A 20994-nucleotide genomic window follows, 5' to 3' on the forward strand; every position below is an offset into this window, starting at 1 on the left:
GAAATAATGTTAGACGTAAAATTTATTCGTGAAAATCGCGAAATCGTTAAACAAGGATTATTAAATAAAAACGCAAAAGATATTGTTGATGAAATAATTCAACTTGATGAGGAGAGAAGAACATTTATTTCACAAACAGAAGAACTTAAGGCAAAAAAAAATCAAGTATCTGCACAGATTCCGAAAATGAAAAAAGCGGGTGAGGACACTACAGCAGTATTCACGGAAATGAAACAGGTTGGCGATGAAATTACAATTCTCGATGGGAAATTAAAAGAGATTGAAGAAAGGATTGATTCAATATTACGCTTAACACCAAACATTGCCCACTCTTCAGTACCGGTTGGAAAAAGCGCTGAGGAAAATGTTGAAGTGAGAAGATGGCTTCCTGAAGGATTCAAATTTGAAAATGATTTTAAAGTTCTTGATCATGTTGAGCTCGGAAAAAAATTGAACTTACTAGATTTTGAGAGAGGAACTAAAATTTCGGGTTCTGGTTTTCCATTGTATACCGCTAAAGGGGCAACACTAGAGCGTGCATTAATTAATTTTATGCTCGATACTCATATTAATAATCATGGCTACGCAGAGGTGCTTCCTCCGGTTTTAGTTAATCGTGATTCAATGAGAGGTACAGGGCAAATTCCAAAAATGGAAGAGGATATGTATTTTATCGAAAAAGATGGATTGTATCCCATTCCAACCGCAGAAGTACCAATCACAAATATTCATCGTGATGAAATCTTAGCCGAAAAAGATTTAACAATAAAATATGTTGGATATTCTCCCTGTTTTAGAAGAGAAGCCGGTTCATACGGAAAAGATTCAAAAGGATTTTTACGTGTTCATCAGTTTAATAAAGTTGAAATGGTAAAATTTTCTAAACCGGATAATTCCTATAAAGAACTGGAAGATATGACCAATGATGCCGAAAATATTCTAAAAGCTTTAAATGTACCTTATAGAATATTGATGTTATGTAGCGGTGATTTAAGTTTTTCGGCCGCTAAGTGTTATGATATCGAAACCTGGTCACCGGCAGAAAATAAATGGCTTGAAGCTTCATCATGCAGTAACTTTGAAACATTTCAGGCAAGACGCGCGAATATCCGATTCCGGAATGAAGAAACCAAAAAACCGGAATTTGTTCATACATTAAATGGCAGCGGCTTAGCAACAAGTCGTTTGATGGTTTCTATCTTAGAAAATAATCAAACTCCTGAAGGTAAAATTATTATTCCAAAGGTTCTTCAAAAATATACCGGCTTTGAACTGATTGGGTGATTTTTAATGTTGAGTATCTAAAAGATATTCTCACTACTCAACGCTCTATATTATATGAAGGGATTGTTTTGTTCGGAAGTTTAGTTCACCTCAAAAAATATTTTTTAAAGTACAAGCAGAAATTATTAATTGGACTTGTTTGCATTTTATTATCTAATCTTGGGTTAGTTTACATCCCGTTAATTTTAAAAGATGCAATTGAAGCTCTTGAAAAGAATTTGTCGCAAGAAACAATTATTCGTTATGCGCTAATTATAGTTGGAACAGTAATTGTTTCGGGGTTCTTTCGCTTTCTAATTAGACAGACAATAATTGTAATGTCTCGTGATATTGAGTATGATTTGCGGCAGGATTTTTGGGCACACATTCAAAAACTACCACTTCGATTTTTCCAAAATAATTCCACCGGTAGTATAATGTCTCATGCAACAAATGATATAAGCGCGGTAAGAATGTTTGTTGGTCCTTCGGTAATGTACTCAATTGATAATGGCATTCGTTTTATAATTGTTATTACAATAATGCTTTCATTGAATACTTCACTCACATTATATGCACTAATTCCTCTACCAATACTTTCTTCTATTGTTTATCTGGTTATGAAAAAAGTACATTCACGATACACCCGCATACAAGAAAAATTTGCAGAACTTACTAGCAAAGCTCAGGAAAATTTTGCAGGTATTCGAGTTATTAAATCTTACGTGAGAGAAGAATTTGAGATAAACGAGTTTAGGAAACACAGTCAGGAATACCTTGATAGGAAAATGGATCTGGTAAGGTTGTATGCCCTTTTTATGCCAGTATTTTCATTGATAGCAGGGCTCTCCTCAATTATTGTTTTGTGGCTCGGTGGTAAGATGGTTATAAATAATGAAATGACTTTGGGTACTATCTCGGCATTTTTCGCTTATCTGGTGATGTTAATTTGGCCTATGATTTCATTTGGCTGGGTTGCTAATATGATTCAGCAAGCAGAAGCTAGTATGAAGAGGATAATGAAAATTTTTAATGAACCAGTGGATATTGCAAATACCGAGGCAACAGATTTCATTATTAGTAAAATAAATGGATCAATTCAATTTGAAAATGTGTCTTTCCGCTATTCGGAAAATCTTCCTTATGTTTTTGAAAATTTGAGTTTTAAAATAAATCATGGTGAAACAGTTGCATTTATAGGAAGCACAGGTGTTGGCAAAACTACACTTATAAATCTGATCCCGCGTATGTATGATATAACCGGAGGGAGAATTTTAATTGATGGAAATGATATTAAAAAAATTCCCTTAGAAATCTTGCGACGACATATTGGAATGGTTCCTCAGGAAAACTTTCTCTTCTCTGATACTCTGGCAAATAATATTATTTACGGTGTTGAATCGAATGACGAAGAATTAGTTGAATCGGTTTCGGACATAGCTCAACTTAAAAAGGATGTAGATTCATTCCCTAAAGGATATGAAACTATTTTAGGTGAAAGAGGGATCACATTAAGCGGCGGACAAAAACAGCGCTCGTCTCTTGCTCGTGCATTGGCAATAAACCCGAGTATATTAATTCTTGATGATTCCTTTTCGGCGGTTGATACACATACCGAAGAGGAAATATTAAAGAGATTAAAAGAATTCATGAAGCAGAGAACAAGTATAATTATAAGTCACAGAATCTCAACAGTTAAAGATTCAGATAAAATATTTGTTCTCGATAAAGGCCGGATTGCCGAAGAGGGTAATCATGAGCAACTTATAAAACTAAATGGAATATATACTGAACTTTATACAAAACAATTATTGGAAGAAGAACTTTCGGAAATGGCTTAGCAATGGCTGATGAACAAAAAGATGATGAAATATTAGGTAAAGCTTACGATTCAAGATTAATGAAGCGACTGCTTCAATATATAAAACCATATAAAAAATATGTATTTCTAGCTATCTCTTTAAATATTTTTGTTGCCGCTCTCGGTCCACTCCGCCCATATTTGAGTAAAATTGCCGTTGATGATTATATAGTCCCTAAAAATTTTGATGGACTCCTTTTAATATGCGCAGCTTTATTAGGCCTTCTGATGATTCAAGGGGTTGTACAATATTTTCTTACCTATTACATGGAATATATGGGACAGAAAATTATTTATGATCTTCGAATACAACTGTTTTCTCATGTTCAAAAATTGGCATTAAAATATTTTGATAAAACTCCTATTGGCAGAACTGTAACCCGTGTTACGAATGATGTTGAAGCGCTGAATGAGATGTTTTCTTCGGGCATTGTGGAAGTGTTTAGTGATATCTTTGTAATAATTTGGATTTTTATTTTCATGTTTCTTATGTCGTGGGATCTATCGCTTGTTGTATTGCTCGTAATGCCAATATTGTTTTATGCCACATTTCTATTCAGAAAAAAAGTTAGAGAAACATACCGGGATGTAAGAAAGTATCTTGCAAATTTAAATTCATATATGCAGGAACATGTTACCGGAATGAGCGTAGTTCAATTCTTCGCTAAAGAGAAGAAAGAATTAAATAAGTTTTCAACGATCAATAATGATCATAAAGAGGCAAATATAAAATCAATTTTTTATTATGCTGTATTTTTCCCTTTCGTAGAATTATTAAGCGCTGTTACTGTTGCATTAATTATTTGGTATGGCGGGGGACAGGTAGTTCAACAGCATTTAACATTGGGTGTATTAATAGCTTTCTTGCAATATACAGATATGTTCTGGCGGCCGGTGCGTGATCTATCAGAAAAATATAATATTCTTCAAGGGGCGATGGCTTCCTCTGAAAGAATATTTAAACTGCTTGACACAGAAACATTCATCAAAAATCCCGATGTTCCCAAAAATGTTGATAAAGTAAAAGGCGCTATAGAGTTCGAAAATGTTTGGTTTGCTTATAATGAAGGAGAATATGTTTTACGCGATATTTCTTTGAAAATTAATCCGGGTGAAACCGTTGCAATTGTTGGTGCTACCGGCGCTGGTAAAACAAGTATGATAAATATTCTTACACGATTTTATGATATTGAAAAGGGAAGCATAAAACTCGATGGAATAGATATTCGCGAACTTGATAAAAGAGATTTAAGAAAGTTTATTTCAATTGTTCTTCAGGATGTCTTTTTATTCTCCGGAACAATCAAATCTAATATCTCTCTTGGTTCTGAAAAAATTACCGAGGATATTATTGTGGAGGCTTCAAAAACTGTTGGTGCGCATAAATTTATATCACAGCTGCCTAATGGTTATGACGAAGAGGTGAAGGAAAAAGGGGCGACTTTAAGCGTTGGACAAAAGCAGTTGGTTTCTTTTGCCAGAGCATTAGCTTATAACCCACAAATTTTAATTTTGGATGAAGCCACTTCGAGTGTTGATACTGAAACTGAAGAACTTATTCAGCATGCAATTGAGAAATTGTTGGTTGGCCGGACTTCTATCGTAATAGCTCACCGTCTCTCAACAATTCAAAATGCAGATAAAATTGTTGTGATGCATAAAGGAGAAATTAAAGAAACAGGCAAGCATCAAGAATTGCTGGCAAAAAAAGGAATTTACTATAAACTGTATCAGCTTCAGTATAAAGATCAGGAAAATGCCAGAGGATAGTATAAATAAGGTTTTATATAACATATATTGTTGGTAATTAATTAAATAATCTGGAATTTGTTATGCATCCTAAAGTAATTCTAATTACTGGATGTTCTTCTGGAATTGGCAAGTCACTCTCTCTCTCACTTAATAATATCGGTCATAAAGTTTACGCAACTGCTCGCAATGTTAAGACTCTAGCTGACCTAGCTGAAAAATCGATTTATACCTTTCAACTTGACGTTTCCATTGATGACGATATTGATCGAGTTGTTCAACTCATCATAAAAACAGAGGGACGGATTGATATTTTAATTAACAATGCCGGATACGGATTAATTGGACCGATAGTTGAAATCCCGGATGAAGAAATTAAACATCAATTTAATACTAATTTGTTCGGGCCTTTAAAACTCATTAATAAAATTGTACCGGTGATGAAATCAAATGGGAATGGTGTAATTGTAAATATTGGCAGTATTTCGGGTTTGGCAACCACACCATTCTCCGGTGCTTATTGCGCAACTAAAGCCGCACTTCATTCAATATCGGATGCTTTAAGAATGGAATTATTTCCTTTCGGAATAAAAGTAGTTACTGTTCAGCCGGGTGGAATAAAAACAAATTTTGGTTCGGCGGCATCAAAAACTGTTGAACGAATATTTAAATCAGATTCTATCTATTCTAAACTCGAAAAGGAGATTAAAGCGCGTGCTGAAATATCACAATTAAACGCAACCTCACTTGAAAGCTTTACTATTAAATTAGTTGACAAGATTCTACAAAAAAATCCTCCGTCAATAATCAGGATGGGCAACAGAAGCATTTCTCTCCCTTTTCTTAGATTTTTTCTACCGACTAAACTTTATGATAAAATTATGATGAATAAATTCGGTCTATCAAAACTAAAATTAGAAAATTAGATTGGTGAAAAAATGTACGAGCACAAAAGAGAACAACTAATACCAATTACAAATTATTATTTCAGGTTATTGAAACATTTTATTTTTGGTTTTGGCATTATTCTCTTCTCATTGTTGATAGGCGTTTTTGGCTATCACTTTATTGAAGGTTTAAATTGGATTGATTCATTATTGAATTCGTCTATGATTTTGGGCGGGATGGGGCCTGTAGACATATTAAAAAGTGACGGTGGGAAACTTTTCGCTTCATTCTATGCGCTGTATAGCGGTATAATATTTTTGGTAATAGCAGGAGTGTTTTTTGCGCCCATACTTCACAGGCTATTGCACAAGTTTCATGTCGATGAAAAATAATTTTACTTTAGATATTAATTTTGATTAGGAGTTCAAATGGCAATAAGAGGATTTATGACATTACCCCGTCACATTGTAGAAGGGGAAAAGCTACATCCAGGCGCAACTGGAGAATTATCAAATATATTATTGCAATTGGGTTTAGCGGCTAAACTAATTTCGCTCGAGGTTAACAAGGCAGGATTGGCCGATATACTTGGGTTTACCGGTTCTGAAAATGTACATGGAGAACAGGTAAAAAAACTTGATATGTTTGCTCATGATACTCTAATTAAAGCAATGGATCATGGAGGACATTTTTGTGTTATGGCATCCGAGGAGGAGGAAGATATTATTCATTTGCCTGCACACCATCAAACCGGGAAATATGTATTGTTGTTCGATCCGCTTGATGGTTCATCAAATATTGATGCGAATATTAGCATTGGCACAATCTTCTCTATTTATAAAAGAATTACACCGGGGACTGGTCCTGGTTCTCTTGAAGATTGCCTTCAACCCGGTTATAAACAGGAAGTAGCCGGTTATATAGTATATGGCTCAAGTACAATATTTGTTTATACTGCCGGTCATGGAGTGCATGGGTTTACTCTTGATCCGGCATTCGGGGAATTTATCCTATCTCACGAAAATATTAGGATTCCGAAAAGTGGAAGAATTTACAGCATCAACGAAGGAAATTATTTTAGCTGGCCTAACGGATTAAAGCATTACATAAAGTATATTCAATCAAATTATTTTGAGGGTAAACCATACCAAGCTCGTTATGTTGGTTCAATGGTAGCAGATCTTCATCGTACTCTACTCTATGGTGGAATTTATATGTATCCGGGAGATAGAAGAAATTCCAAAGGAAAAATTAGATTAGTTTATGAATGCAATCCGATGGCATTTATCATTGAAAATGCAGGTGGTAGGGCTACGGATGGAAATGAAAGAATTCTTGATAAGAAACCAGAATCGCTCCATGAGAGATGCCCAATATTTATTGGAAGCGAGGGGGATGTATTATTAGTTGAGAAATTTATGCGGGGCGAAAAAATTGATAAAAACTAAATTTTACTGCAATCCATTATTTTAATAGAAATATCAGTAAAGGAAATTCGCAACCAGTTGATGTAAAAATATTAAGAATTTAGTTCTTTGCTAATTCTTCCGAAATTCTTTTTGCAAGTTCATCCGAGGTAATACCTTCAATTTTTAGTTTTGCATTTTTAACTATAATTTCAGGTTTATCCCCCTCACCCTTCATAAACTTAAAAAGATTATATCCGAGCCTATTTCTATCGTTCATGATGGGAATAAATTCCTTAAACATTTCGGCAATATTATAGCATTTTTTTTCTAATGAATTTTCCGGGAAAAAATTTGTATTTGGAGGGGGTAAAGTTGTCATCTCGCTTTTCCTATTTCTTCAAAATTATTTAGCCAAATATAGTAACTACTTACCATTGGAACCAACTGACTAATTATCTAAATTTGCACACAAAATTACTGTGTTATAATTGAATCAAAATAAAGTTAAAATTCTAATAATCCGTTTAAGTTCTCTGGGAGATATTTTATTAACCACGCCGGTTATCCGATCATTAAAAAAAAGTAAATTCAATTCACAATTAGATGTTTTAGTTAAAAAACAATATTCTGATGCAGTTAAAAATAATCCTCATATAAATCAAATTCTTACTTATTCGAATGATAATTTCACCGAATTAAAGAAAACAGTTAGTAATTCTAAATATGATTTAATTATTGATTTGCAAGGAAATTTGAGAAGCAGACTGCTTTGTTTTGGCGCAAGTTCGTCAGTTTTGAGAATAAATAAACCATCCATTAAAAAGTGGCTTTTAGTAAATACAAAAATTGATTTGTTAGGAGATTTTTCAATTCCTAAATTATATGCCGAAACAGCAGAAATAAAACTTGATAATGATGGACTTGAAATTTTTATAAGCGATCAGGTTAAACCGCGAATAATTGAAAGTAGAAAATATATTGGAATTTGTCCCGGGTCACGTCATAAAACCAAAATGTGGCCCGCTGAGTATTACACTGAACTTGGAATAAAATTATCTCTCGATGGTTTTCAAATATTGGTTTTTGGCGGTAAAGATGACAAAGCTATTTGCGAGAAAATTTCGAATGAAATTCCAGAAGCAGTAAACTTACAGACTGAGAATGATCTGCTTCAGATGGCAAGCGAATTAAAATTGTGCAAATTGGTAATTTCGAATGATTCCGGATTAATGCATACCGCTGCCGCGGTGAAAACACCGGTTTTATCATTATTCGGTTCAACTGTAAGGAGTTTTGGATTCTCCCCATATGGTGTGCAAAATTTAATAATTGAAAATATTGGACTTAATTGCAGACCGTGCAGCCATGTCGGGTTAGACAAATGTCCAAAAAGACATTTTAGCTGTATGAATGATTTAATGCCGGGTTTAGTATATAATCAAATAACCAATTTTATAAGTACTTTATGAAAAACATTTGGTATTTCACTTACAATCTAGTAATCCTTCCTTTTATAAAACTCTTCCTTTTATTTGCAAGGTTGTTTAATAAAAAGATAAAGATTGGCTTGGAAGGAAGAAAAAAATTATTCTCAAACTTGATTATCGATTTAACAGGAATAGACAGAAAAAAACAGATGGTATGGTTTCACTCTGCTTCAATGGGAGAGTTTGAGCAGGCTAAACCCATAATTGAAAAAATTAGAAATCATAAAAACATAAATATTATTGTAACATTCTTTTCTCCATCGGGATATCTTAATTCTTTAAAGTACCCGCATGCAGATATTATTTCTTATTTTCCATTTGACACACCATTTCTTACGAGCCGATTTTTAAATTTAGTTCGTCCGAGCATTTCAATCTTTATGCGGTATGATATATGGCCAAATATGATTTGGCAGTTGAACAAAAGGAAAATACCAACGCTGATTGTTGATGCTACAATGAGAAAAAATACATCTCGCAAACTTCCGATAGTTAAAAGTTTTCACAATTCTCTATATTCATCTATAACTAAAATACTTGCGGTATCGGAAGAGGATGTGCAAAATTTTATTGAATTTAATGTTGAAAAAAGCAGGATAAAGGCAATTGGTGATACCCGATTTGATAGGGTTTATCAAAAAAGCATAGCGGCTAAAGAAAAAAAATTGTTCAAAGATGATTTTTTTACTGAAAAAAAAGTGCTGGTAATCGGTAGTTCATGGGAAAATGATGAAGAAGTACTGCTCCCAGCACTAGTAAAACTGATGCAGATTGAATCATCTTTAATCACAATTATTGTACCGCATGAACCAACTATTTTCCATATCGAGAGATTAGAGAATACATTCGCTAAAAATTTCCAAACAATAAGATTTTCATACCTTAATAATTATAAGGATGAACGAGTAATCCTAATTGATTCAATTGGAATTTTACTAACTCTCTATTCATATGCTGATGCGGCATATGTTGGCGGTAGTTTTAAGCAGGGAATCCACAATGTACTAGAACCAGCAGTTTATGGCATACCTGTATTTTTTGGTCCCAAGTACCATAATAGTCAGGAGGCACTCAAATTAATTTCTATTAAAGGTGCATTTACTATTTCCGATAAAAAAAATGCATACCGGTTATTAAGAAAAATATTTTCTGACGACGAGTTTAGAAAGAATTCTGGAAAAATTTGTGCTGAATTCGTTAAGGAAAATCTTGGCGCAACTCAAAAAATAGTGGATCAGATTAATAAGTTCATTAAACATTAGCTAAATTAAATGCACTTACTATTCATTCTAAAGTACAATAAAATCTATGACCATAATCGCTAATAAATAAGATTTTGATATCATAAACCATTTAATTTATTTTTACAATAACATTAATTATCAAGGAAAGTTATGACTAAAAATCAAAAACTTTTAGACTGGGTGAAGGAAATGGCAGAAATGTGTATGCCAGATCAAATCTACTGGTGTAATGGTTCCGAAGAAGAATATAACTTGTTGGCAAATAAACTTGTTGAAAGCGGTACCTTCATTAAACTGAATGAGAAATATAAACCTAATAGTTATTACGCAAAGTCTGATCCTAAAGATGTAGCCCGAGTTGAAGAGAGAACGTTCATCTGTTCCAAAAATCAAATAGATGCTGGACCAACAAATAATTGGATGAATCCTAATGAAATGAGGAATACTCTCTCCAATTTGTATAAGGGTTCTATGAAAGGAAGAACAATGTACGTCATTCCTTTCAGTATGGGTCCTCTGGGCTCAAATATTTCACATATCGGAGTTGAATTGACAGATTCCGCTTATGTAGTATGTAATATGAGGATTATGACTAGAATGGGTAAAGCCGTATTAGATACACTTGGCAATGGCGATTTTGTTAAATGTCTTCACTCAGTAGGTTATCCGTTAACTGAAGGAAAAAAGGATGTAGAATGGCCCTCCAGCGAAACAAAATATATTGTACACTTTCCTGAGGATAAAGAGATTTGGTCGTACGGAAGTGGATATGGTGGTAACGCATTGCTGGGGAAAAAATGTTTTGCTTTAAGGATTGCCTCTACTATGGCAAAACGTGAGGGCTGGCTAGCCGAACATATGCTTATTGTGGGAATTACTAATCCACACGGAGAAAAAAAATATATAGCCGCCGCATTCCCAAGTGCTTGTGGGAAAACTAATTTGGCGATGTTAACGCCATCCTTACCAGGGTGGAAAGTAGAATGTGTTGGTGATGACATTGCCTGGATGAAATTTGGTGATGATGGAAGGTTATACGCTATTAATCCAGAATATGGATTTTTTGGGGTTGCCCCCGGTACAGCAAGTAAAACTAATGCAAACGCAATTGCCTCACTTCAAAAAAATTCAATATTTACCAATGTTGCCTTAACTGATGATGGAGATGTATGGTGGGAAGGATTGACATCTGAAAAACCCCAACATCTCACCAGTTGGCTTGGAAATGATTGGACCCCCGATAGCAAAGAAAATGCCGCGCATCCCAACTCAAGATTTACAGCCCCGGCTAGTCAGTGCCCTGTAATTGATCCGGAGTGGGAAAATCCAGCTGGTGTACCAATCTCTGCAATTTTATTCGGCGGGAGAAGAGCTCAGGTTGTTCCTCTAGTATTTGAATCCTTCGATTGGCAGCAAGGCGTATTTCTTGGTTCAATTGTATCATCAGAAACAACCGCAGCCGCGGCTGGAGCGGTTGGTAATGTTCGAAGAGATCCCTTTGCTATGCTTCCATTCTGCGGCTATAATATGGGGGATTATTTCAGTCACTGGCTTGAATTTGCAAATAATGATAATAAGGGAAAACTACCTAAAATATTTTACGTTAATTGGTTTAGAAAAGATGAAAAGGGGAAATTTATCTGGCCAGGATTTGGTGAGAATATTCGTGTCTTGGAATGGATATTAGATAGAATTGATGGTAAAGAGAACTATGTTGAAACTGCTGTAGGTAGAGAACCAAAATTCAATAAGTTGAATGTAGAAGGTTTGGGTTTATCTGAAGAAACAATGGCAAAGCTATTCCATATAGATAAAGCTGAAGGATTAAATGAAGTGGCTGAAATTAGGAAATTTTACCAAAGTTTGGGTGAAAGAGTGCCGGCAAAACTTCATGAAGAAGTTAATAAATTGGAATACCGGTTGAACCAACTCTAGCGGATAAGTATTATCATTTTTGAATGAAGTGTTAGAAATATTTTTACTTTAATATTGCTACGGGTAGAGAAATCTAGCTCCTTTCTTTACCCGGTTTATAAATAATTTGTATTAATCAGTACAGCGCACACCTTTAGTTTATCACCTATATTTTATAAATTGCTTTAAGAATACACATTTGAGTTCAATATTGATGGATCGCTCGTTCGAAAAAAGCCGCACCGAAATATCTTTTAGAGATATGATGGAATTTGCCCCAGTTGGGATTCTTATATTTCAAAAAGATTTGAGGATTAAATACGTTAATAAAAATTTCTTCTTTTTTAATGGTGTTAAAAAAATTGATGCCGAATTGGCAATCGGTGAAAATTTAGAAGAGCTTGAAATTTTTGAGGGGATTGATCTCAAAGAGGAATTAGTTAAGCTGAATGAAGGAGAATCAATCGAAAGAGTTTTATCTACCTCAAAAACTACTAGAGGTGGATCCTTCTCTTTAATTCTAAAAGGAACCCCAATCATTATTGATGATGAACCAAGTGGCGGATTGCTAATATTAGAAGATCTAAAATCAGATCAGGTTCGTTCTTCGTTTTCGCTTTTACAATCAAATGATTTTCAAAAATTTTTACTCCAGTTATGCGATTATTTTATTATTTGCGACTCAAGAGGTAATGTAAAATTTGCACCTTTTTTTTCGGAGACATACTCATTTCTGTTCGAAGCGAGTACATTAATGGATTCTGCCAGTAAAAGAGTGTCTTTGCTCTTATTTAAAAATCATCTTGATAGCGTGGTTCAATCAAACAAACTAATTTATACTCAAATACCATATCTAAAAAATGATGAGGAGATCAATTCCACGCTAACGCTTATTCCTTTTAGTGAATCTGGTTTGGATGTTGATTGGGTTATTATCCTTGTTAAGGATTCTGATCTTAGTCGTGCAGATTTGGAGTTAAATACTGAAAAGTTAAATGAACTCTCTAAATATGAGAAAATTGCTTCCGATATAGTTGATGGTTTAATTGGTGTAAACCAAAAAGGTAAAATTATTTTTTGGAATCCTAAAGCTGAAAATCTTTTCGGGTTAACTAAAAGTGAAGTTTATGGAAAAGCATTAGTTAAAATGTTTCCTCAAATAAATGAGGATAGATTTGATAAAATTAAAAGAAATCTTGAAACTACAAATGTTGTTGAAGAAAAAATTAGAATTGGTGTTGATGAAGAGATAGCTGAATATTATCTTCTCAAGTTTACTCTATTTTCTGATAAGGATGAAAAGGAATACATAATTGCTTGTACCGACATTACGCAATCGGAAAAAACGCAGCTGCAGTTAATTAAATCGGAAGAAAAATTTAGAAATATTGTTACAAATTCACATGACTATATTTGCACATTAAACTCGCGCGGTAAAATTACATACGCAAATCCACATTTCTTGAAAGTGTTTGAATATTCTGCAGATGAGGTTACTAAACTTAATTTTACAAATCTTATCGATCCATATTATTCGAGTAACAATGAATTTTCCATTCCCACAATATTAGAGAATGAACAGAAGACAATTGAATTACCGCTGAAGGGTAAGAATGGACAGCCGGTGTATGTGCTGGCAAGTTTTTCGGAAATTGAAGATCCTTCAGATGTTTCCGGGTTTTATAATGTTATTTTAACCGACATAACAATTAAGAAAGAATCAGAAAAAGATCTGCTCTTAATCCGTTCTGTTTTTGAGGCATCACTTGATGGAATTGCTCTTCTGAGTAAAAGAAAAATTGTACTTATCAACGATTCGTTTGTTAATATGTTTGGATTTACAAGTGTGAGTGATGTAATAGGAATGAATATCCTAAGTTTTGTTGCGAAGAAGGATATTGAAAAGCTCACCAATATTTTAGAAAAATCGGAAACCGGTGAACAGATACCAACCCGATTTGATTTTTCTGCCCAGGGTAAAAATAATACTCAAATTGAAATTGAAGCCTCCGTTACATCGTATCAAATTGAAAATGAAAATTTTACTGTATGGATTTTACGGGATATTTCGGAGGAGAAAAAGGCTGAGGAAATTCTGAAGCTTTCCGAAGAACGATACCGAAGTATTTCTGAAAATATTAACGAGTTTATTTGGACTGCGGTAAATAGAGATGGGAAATTAGTGGTTGATTTTTATACTCACGCCGTAAAAAAAATTACCAGTTATACAGCTGAACAATTTATTGAAGATCCACACTTGTGGAAAAAAATATTGCACCCGGATGATTCTTCAAATTTTATTGATAGACTCAAATCTTTTTATAGCGATAAAGCCAGAACATTCGAGAAATTTGAGTATAGGATTTTGGATGCGCTTGGAAACGTATTATGGATTGAGAACAGAATAACATTAATCAGAAATCTTCATGGAGAAATACAGAGGATTTTTGGCGTTGTTAGTGATAATACACTTTCAAACCGAGCTGAAGAAGAATTAAAAAATACAGCCGCTAAACTTAAAGAACTTAATGACACAAAGGATAGATTCATTTCAATTATCTCTCACGATTTGCGGACTCCATTTAGCTCGATACTTGGTTTCGCAGATATTTTGATTAATAATAAAGAGATGGAGTTAGAGAAAAGGCAGGAGTATATTCAATTCATTAAAGAATCTTCCAAAAGTATGCTCAGTTTGGTAAACTCATTATTGGATTGGACCCGACTCCAAACTGGAAGAATTAGATTTGAACCAGAAAGAATGGATATCAGAAATGTAATTTCAAAATCAATCCAAATTACTTCCGGAGCCGCAATTCCAAAGTCGATAAAGTTAAATTCACAATTGAACAAAGAAATTTTTGTTCATGCAGATGAAAGCTTGATGCTGCAAGTCTTCAATAATCTATTATCTAACGCAATTAAGTTTACTCAAAACGGAGGCGAAGTTAATATTACTGCCCATCCTAATATTGAAAAACGGCAAATTGAATTTTCGGTTAAGGATAATGGAATTGGAATTAAAAAGGAAAACGTTGATAAACTATTTAAAGTCGACACAAAATTTACAACAGCCGGTACAGCTGGTGAAAAAGGAAGCGGGCTGGGACTTTCATTAGTAGCAGAGATTATTCACAAGCATGGTGGCGAAATATGGGTAAATAGTGAATATGGAAAAGGAACTGAGTTTATTTTTTCAATTCCTGTTGCTTCTTCTAATATTTTGTTAGTGGATGATGGTAAAACAGATAGGATTTTATATTCAAAATTAATAAAGACTCTAGTTGCAAATTATAATATTTTGGAAGCTGAAAATGGGCAAGCGGCTCTTCAGATTATAAAACAAAATTCTCCAGCTTTAGTCATTACCGATCATAAAATGCCGGTTATGAACGGATATGATCTTGTTAAGCAGATAAATATTGCAGATCTAAAATTTAAACCGCCGGTAATTGTGCTGAGTAGTGACATAAACTTATCAATAGAAGCAGAATATAAAAACATCGGCGTTGAGTTTATTTTTCAAAAACCTGTGAGTCTTGCAACATTTAAAAAGGCAATTGAAAGTTCACTTCGTAAAGCTCTTTATAATTGAATAAAATTAAAATATTGATCGCTATTGTTTAACCAGAACCATTCCAGTAGATGGACTTAGTTTTACTCCTCGCTCAATAATTGCATTCGGAATAGATGAAGCTTTATATTCATCAACTAAAACATTCCAGCTGCCTTGTGCCAAATTAAATTCTAATTCATGTTTCGGATCTGCATTCAGAATAACTGCGTAATGTTTGCCTTCATGATAAATAGTATAAAATAATCCGAACTTGCTGTTGGGATGCTCGTAAAGTTTAATACTGTCATATTCCGCTCTTCTAAAAGCACTATGCTTCTTTCGCAAATCAATTAATCCTTTATAATATTCTAAAAGCTCATTATTAGTTTCCGCATGATCATAGTTTATATAGTTTGTTTCATTATCCTTATCGTAAGTATTATGATCAATCATTCCCTTATGAGGATCGTTAACTTTAATGTTATAAGGAATCACTTTAGATCTCGCAAATTCTTGCCCGCTATGGATCATAGTCATTCCCTGTGAGGTAAATAAAAACAATGCGGCAAGTTTGTTAAGCTTTAATTGTTTTTGCGAAAGTTTAACATGTGAATCAACATTTTTAATTATCGATTTTGGATCAACTTCTCTTGTACCTATCCTGATAAAATCTCCCAGAGTATATCCGTCATGTGATTCTAGGTAATTTACAGAATGTTCTTTTTTTACAAATAAACCTAATGAGTCAATTGTAAGTGTTCCATTAACATAACTTTTAATTCTTTTTGGGGAATTATTTCCATACCACTGACCAAAAATCCAACCCAATCCATTAAATGGATTTTCTCCCTTTATCCCATTTCTAATTTGATCATTCCACGCGCCCCATCCTCTTTGAGAAAATCCGTGAGGATCGTAACCTCCGCCCCAGGGCTCGCATACAATTACAACATTTGGATTTATCTTTTTTGCTTCGGCAATAATTAATTCTATCGTCTGCCAATCAATTAATTTACCCAGATCAAAACGAAAGCCATCTATTTTATATTCTTTCATCCAGTACAAAATACTTTCAACAATTAACCGGCGAACCATTGGTCTTTCTGTTTTTAAATCATTGCCGCAAAAACTCTCTGCAATAAAATTACCACTTGCATCAAGTCTGAAATAATAATTCTTATCTATCTGTTTTAAGTTTCCAATTTCATATTCGGAGAGGTGATTATAAACAACATCCATAATTACCGCAATTCCTTCTTTGTGGAAAGCTTTTACCATATCCTTAAAGTCATCTATCTGTGAAGCGTCTGTCCCTATCCATTTATTCCATTTCAATTCTTTCCAATCCTTTGTGTAATAAGCCGCCGGTGCGAAAAAATTGGAAGTCATATATCCCCAATGATTTCTTTCGTAGGGATTCCAAGTATTAAACTTATCCTCAAGTGAATCTTTGTAAGGGATTTCGCAAATTCCAAATTCTTGAGCCGGAAGAAGTTCAACCGTATTAACGCCGAGAGATTTAATATAATCTAAACCACCGTTTCTTCCTTTTTCTGTTAATCCTTTGTAAGTACCTTTTAATTTTGCACCGGATGATTTATGGGCAGTCATATCACGCACATGCATCTCATAGATTATAAGGTCGCGCCAATCATTTTTAATCCAATCTGTCCCTTCCCAGTCATACGCTTTTTCCTTAACGACAATCGACCGGCGAGGATTCATATAAGTAGTAAATGTGGCTACAGCTTTTGCATATGGATCCACGCATATTGGTTTGTTGGGATTACTTACATCTTCACCTTTGTGATATACTTTATAGCCATAATACACTCCATACATTTCACCTTCAAGTGCAACTTCCCAAACTCCCGTTTTGTCCATATTCATAAAGTACTCTTTATGATTTTTATCCTCGGGATTAGCTTGTGTAATTAATCTTACGTTTATTGCGGTTGGAGCAAATAATCGGAAATATGTTTTTCCGCTATCTACAAATGATCCGAGTTTGGCATTTGAGTAATATTTATCTAGCTCTCTATATTTTTTTTGGAATTCAGTTGAATCCGTTAGATTATCATAAAACTTAGTTTCGCGTATAAACAAATCAACACCTTCCGTTCTGATTGATGAAAAAATTATTAAACCTAATAGTATTATCGTAAAATTTTTCATAATTGTTCATTCTTGTTTTGAATTTATTTACATAATAAGAAATAATTTACACTTAAAATAAGAATCATATCCTAATTAAAAAATCTGAAAAACCTAATAATTATAATTATCGTAAAAGAACCATTTTTCTGGTCTGAATAAATGACTCTCCAGAATTAGATTCTAGATTATTAGCCTTCAGTTGGTAATAATAAATCCCGCTGGTAATTTGCGAACCATTCTTACCCTCAAGATTGAGAGTTGAAAATTTGACATTATAATAACCGGGCTGCTGAGTTTCGTTGACTAAAGTAGTGATTTCACGGCCCAGCAAATCATACACTTTCAAATTCACATCGCTGATAAATGAGAGTAGGTAATTAATTGTTGTTCCCGGATTAAATGGGTTAGGATAATTTTGATATAATAAAAATGAATTTGGAATATCATCTTCTTTAATTCCAGTGTAAGCAACTATCTCCTTTAATATATAATTATTAGGATCAAACTCTAGGCTTAGTGGTTGTCCTTTTACCGTAATTTCCCAAGACTGTTCTTTTAAATTATTAAAAAGGTTATGTTCGAGCACTCCCGAAGTAGTTGTAATTTTAATATTTACCGGCATAATAAAAAAGAGAGGATTGGTGTTGGTTTGCTGTTTAAGTGAAAATGTTACCGAATAATTATCTGCATCCAAATTTTTATAACTCCAACCTACAGAATACTTAGGGTAGTTTTCCCCATATATCCATTCTTGAAAAAAATAAGCCAAATCTTTTCCCGAAACACGTTCAGCAATTCTTTGAAAATCATCTGTAACTGCTACATTATAAGCAAGCTGAGGTTCTATAAGATATTCCTGAAGTATCTTAAAAAAATATTCATCTCCCACAATACCACGCAGCATATGAAGAACAGCGGCTCCTTTGTTATATGAGCGGGCCGAGCTAAAAATTTCACCAATACTATTTATATTTTGAACATAAATGGAACCCTTTGCATCACGCGCACGAGCAAATACATTATTCATTTGCGAATTAAAAACAGTTTTGCCGTATGCGGCTTCATGATATAGTTTATCGCCATAAGTTGCAAAACCTTCATTTAACCAGATGTTTTGCCAATCTTTACAAGTTATTTTATCGCCGAACCATTGATGCGCTAACTCGTGTGCAATAATGGATTCACTCATTGCGTTACCCCCAATTGAAGTTGCGGTTTGATGCTCCATTCCGCCGCTAAATCCACAATTTGCGTGTGCGTATTTTTCTTTTGGGTAGGGATATTCACCAAAAAGATTGCTGAAGATGGTCATCATATTATTTGTTTTATCTAAGTTGGGTTTCGCGCCATTTAATAATTCGGGATAAATATAATGTGTGATTGGAAAAAATTTCCCCGGTTCATATTCAAAAGTGCTTTCATAGATGCTGTAATTACTCATCGCGATTGAGATTAAATAATTCGAGATGGGATAGTGATTTTTCCATTTGTAAGTTTTTGTACCACCGGCATTTGTAAAAACATCAATTAATTTACCATTGGAAACAGAGACAAATGATTGATCTGAGGTTATCCATACATCCGATGAATCTGCTTTATCACCCGGTGTATCTTTAGATGGCCACCAATCCTTTGCGCCGTAAGGTTGACTCAAAGTCCAAATTACAGGTTGTCCTGAGTGAGTACTAAAAACAAAACTACCTCCAATTCCTCCCGAAGCGTTAGGTGTACCTTCGTAATTAATTTCAACGCTAAATTCCTCGCCAGGTATATAAACCCGGTCTAAAAAAATTTCTAATTTATCAGTCAGTGAATGATTATAAATTAAATTATTACCCTTTAGTTTAACCGAATTCACTTTAAGTCCATACCACAAATCAAGATAAAAACTTGATGAAGCATCTCTCACCGGTTTTGCGTTTACAGTTACTATTCCTCGCAAATATTTTGATGCGTTAGAAATATTAAGATCAAGTTTATAATAAGTTACATCAATTTTGCTATCACCGGGATACAATGATTTATTTAGTGCAGATGAATTTCTTTGAAATGAATTTATTTTTCCGAAGGAACAGAAATCTTCACCAAATTGAGCAGTTATCAAAATGTTACTAAAAAGAACCAATATCGCTGTAAAAATATTTTTCATAATTCTTCTATTAATGTTGGAATAAAAATATTGCTGATAATTCATAATTAAAAGCGAATAATTTTTCTTTATTAATTTAGATTCAAGCGGGTTGGTAGTAAGAAATTAGGGTTTTATAAAATGGTCGGAATAGAATTCCGACCATTAAAAATTTATCCAAGGAAAAATGATAACAAAATACCGGCGGCAACAGCAGAACCAATAACACCGGCAACATTTGGCGCCATTGCATGCATTAGCAAATGGTTTTTAGGATCATACTGCAATCCTATAACTTGGGATACCCGAGCGCTATCCGGAACCGCTGATACACCGGCGTTTCCAATTAAAGGATTTATTTTATTTTCATCTTTCAAAAATAAATTCATCAACTTCACAAATAATACGCCCATGGTGGTTGCCACCATAAAAGATACCGCGCCCAATCCAAATATTCCAATAGATTTTGCCGTTAAAAATGTTGTGGCCTGGGTGGAAGCTCCAACTGTTAATCCTATTAATATTGTAACTATATCAATTAAAGAACCTTTTGCTGTATCGGCTAAACGCTTTGTTACGCCACTCTCTTTCAAAATATTTCCAAAAAACAACATTCCCAATAATGGAAGAGCTGAAGGTGTTATAAAAGTTGTTAATAACAAACCAACAATAGGGAATAGTATCTTTTCTAATTTTGAAACTTGGCGAGGCGGTTTCATCTTTATAACACGCTCTTTATGAGTGGTTAGCAATTTCATAATTGGTGGTTGAATTACAGGTACTAATGCCATATATGAATATGCTGAAACCGCAATTGCGCCTACTAATTCGGGAGCTAGTTTGGATGATAAAAATATTGCAGTTGGACCATCGGCACCACCAATAATTCCAATTGCTGCTGCTTGTTGAGGATCGTATCCTAAAGCAGTGGCTATTATGTAAGCTCCAAAGATACCAAACTGAGCCGCTGCTCCAATTAACATTAATTTTGGATTGGAGAGCAGGGTAGAAAAATCTGTCATTGCCCCAATTCCTAAAAAGATTAATGGGGGATAGACACCTTGAGAAACTCCAAAATATAAATAGTTTAAAACGCTTCCTTTCTCATAAATGCCAATTTGAAGCCCCGCATTCTCCAAAAAAGGTATGTTGCCAATTAGAATTCCAAATCCTATCGGTACTAAAAGTAATGGCTCATAATCTTTTGCAATTGCCAGATAAAGGAATATCAGCGCAACAATTATCATTATTAAGTGGCCAAGCGTAAAATTCGCGAATGCTGTGTAACGCATAAATTGGTCAAATCCATGAACAGTAAAATCAAGAAATTGCTGCATA

Annotated in this window: 14 protein-coding genes; 10 read left to right on the forward strand and 4 right to left on the reverse strand. The window is 34.0% G+C overall.

From position 1 onward, the window contains the following. Window positions 1-6 precede the first annotated feature (6 nt). From serS to fbp, 6 genes are all read left to right on the forward strand, one after another. The gene (gene serS / locus KF816_04580) at window positions 7-1284 is read left to right on the forward strand and encodes a serine--tRNA ligase (protein ID MBX3007289.1); all 1278 of its coding nucleotides are present in this window, start codon (window positions 7-9) and stop codon (window positions 1282-1284) included. Window positions 1285-1352: 68 nt separating this feature from the next. Continuing rightward, complete coding sequence (locus KF816_04585; protein ID MBX3007290.1) at window positions 1353-3104, forward strand: ABC transporter ATP-binding protein; 1752 nt, start codon at window positions 1353-1355, stop codon at window positions 3102-3104. 2 nt (window positions 3105-3106) lie between these two features. After that, window positions 3107-4894 (forward strand): ABC transporter ATP-binding protein, encoded by a 1788-nt coding sequence (locus KF816_04590; protein MBX3007291.1) that lies wholly within the window; start codon window positions 3107-3109, stop codon window positions 4892-4894. Window positions 4895-4956: 62 nt separating this feature from the next. After that, window positions 4957-5799 carry an SDR family NAD(P)-dependent oxidoreductase gene (locus tag KF816_04595; GenBank protein MBX3007292.1) on the forward strand — a complete coding sequence of 281 codons (843 nt, stop codon included), beginning with the start codon at window positions 4957-4959 and terminating at the stop codon, window positions 5797-5799. A 12-nt stretch (window positions 5800-5811) separates the two neighbouring features. Next, window positions 5812-6153: a hypothetical protein gene (locus KF816_04600; protein ID MBX3007293.1), complete on the forward strand. Its 342-nt coding sequence runs from the start codon at window positions 5812-5814 to the stop codon at window positions 6151-6153. Between the two features lie 36 nt (window positions 6154-6189). Then, complete coding sequence (fbp, locus tag KF816_04605; protein MBX3007294.1) at window positions 6190-7209, forward strand: class 1 fructose-bisphosphatase; 1020 nt, start codon at window positions 6190-6192, stop codon at window positions 7207-7209. 79 nt (window positions 7210-7288) lie between these two features. On the opposite strand, the gene KF816_04610 is transcribed toward fbp, so the two are convergent. After that, window positions 7289-7549 (reverse strand): hypothetical protein, encoded by a 261-nt coding sequence (locus tag KF816_04610; GenBank protein ID MBX3007295.1) that lies wholly within the window; start codon window positions 7547-7549, stop codon window positions 7289-7291. A gap of 109 nt (window positions 7550-7658) precedes the next feature. Between KF816_04610 and KF816_04615 the strand changes: the two genes are divergently transcribed. From KF816_04615 to KF816_04630, 4 genes are all read left to right on the forward strand, one after another. Further along, window positions 7659-8639, forward strand: a complete 981-nt coding sequence (locus tag KF816_04615) for a glycosyltransferase family 9 protein (protein ID MBX3007296.1) — start codon at window positions 7659-7661, stop codon at window positions 8637-8639. Continuing rightward, window positions 8636-9919: a 3-deoxy-D-manno-octulosonic acid transferase gene (locus KF816_04620; protein MBX3007297.1), complete on the forward strand. Its 1284-nt coding sequence runs from the start codon at window positions 8636-8638 to the stop codon at window positions 9917-9919. The genes KF816_04615 and KF816_04620 overlap by 4 nt, the downstream gene beginning before the upstream one ends. A gap of 132 nt (window positions 9920-10051) precedes the next feature. After that, window positions 10052-11836 (forward strand): phosphoenolpyruvate carboxykinase (GTP), encoded by a 1785-nt coding sequence (locus KF816_04625; protein ID MBX3007298.1) that lies wholly within the window; start codon window positions 10052-10054, stop codon window positions 11834-11836. A 193-nt stretch (window positions 11837-12029) separates the two neighbouring features. Further along, the gene (locus KF816_04630; protein MBX3007299.1) at window positions 12030-15410 is read left to right on the forward strand and encodes a PAS domain S-box protein; all 3381 of its coding nucleotides are present in this window, start codon (window positions 12030-12032) and stop codon (window positions 15408-15410) included. A 21-nt stretch (window positions 15411-15431) separates the two neighbouring features. On the opposite strand, the gene KF816_04635 is transcribed toward KF816_04630, so the two are convergent. From KF816_04635 to KF816_04645, 3 genes are all read right to left on the reverse strand, one after another. Continuing rightward, the gene (locus tag KF816_04635; GenBank protein ID MBX3007300.1) at window positions 15432-17546 is read right to left on the reverse strand and encodes a pullulanase; all 2115 of its coding nucleotides are present in this window, start codon (window positions 17544-17546) and stop codon (window positions 15432-15434) included. A 106-nt stretch (window positions 17547-17652) separates the two neighbouring features. Then, the gene (locus KF816_04640) at window positions 17653-19677 is read right to left on the reverse strand and encodes a T9SS type A sorting domain-containing protein (protein ID MBX3007301.1); all 2025 of its coding nucleotides are present in this window, start codon (window positions 19675-19677) and stop codon (window positions 17653-17655) included. Between the two features lie 152 nt (window positions 19678-19829). Beyond that, window positions 19830-20993 (reverse strand): sodium ion-translocating decarboxylase subunit beta, encoded by a 1164-nt coding sequence (locus tag KF816_04645; protein ID MBX3007302.1) that lies wholly within the window; start codon window positions 20991-20993, stop codon window positions 19830-19832. Window position 20994 lies beyond the last annotated feature (1 nt).

The organism is Melioribacteraceae bacterium, assembly GCA_019638015.1.
GTDB lineage: Bacteria > Bacteroidota > Ignavibacteria > Ignavibacteriales > Melioribacteraceae > JAHBUP01.

What these genes read in the sequence shown, in the direction of transcription:
- serS (MBX3007289.1), top strand. Translation starts at nt 7, where the DNA reads ATGTTAGACGTAAAATTTATTCGTGAAAATCGCGAAATCGTTAAACAA.
- KF816_04590 (MBX3007291.1), top strand. Translation starts at nt 3,107, where the DNA reads ATGGCTGATGAACAAAAAGATGATGAAATATTAGGTAAAGCTTACGAT.
- KF816_04595 (MBX3007292.1), top strand. Translation starts at nt 4,957, where the DNA reads ATGCATCCTAAAGTAATTCTAATTACTGGATGTTCTTCTGGAATTGGC.
- KF816_04600 (MBX3007293.1), top strand. Translation starts at nt 5,812, where the DNA reads ATGTACGAGCACAAAAGAGAACAACTAATACCAATTACAAATTATTAT.
- fbp (MBX3007294.1), top strand. Translation starts at nt 6,190, where the DNA reads ATGGCAATAAGAGGATTTATGACATTACCCCGTCACATTGTAGAAGGG.
- KF816_04610 (MBX3007295.1), bottom strand. Translation starts at nt 7,549, where the DNA reads ATGACAACTTTACCCCCTCCAAATACAAATTTTTTCCCGGAAAATTCA.
- KF816_04620 (MBX3007297.1), top strand. Translation starts at nt 8,636, where the DNA reads ATGAAAAACATTTGGTATTTCACTTACAATCTAGTAATCCTTCCTTTT.
- KF816_04625 (MBX3007298.1), top strand. Translation starts at nt 10,052, where the DNA reads ATGACTAAAAATCAAAAACTTTTAGACTGGGTGAAGGAAATGGCAGAA.
- KF816_04630 (MBX3007299.1), top strand. Translation starts at nt 12,030, where the DNA reads ATGGATCGCTCGTTCGAAAAAAGCCGCACCGAAATATCTTTTAGAGAT.
- KF816_04635 (MBX3007300.1), bottom strand. Translation starts at nt 17,546, where the DNA reads ATGAAAAATTTTACGATAATACTATTAGGTTTAATAATTTTTTCATCA.
- KF816_04640 (MBX3007301.1), bottom strand. Translation starts at nt 19,677, where the DNA reads ATGAAAAATATTTTTACAGCGATATTGGTTCTTTTTAGTAACATTTTG.
- KF816_04645 (MBX3007302.1), bottom strand. Translation starts at nt 20,993, where the DNA reads ATGCAGCAATTTCTTGATTTTACTGTTCATGGATTTGACCAATTTATG.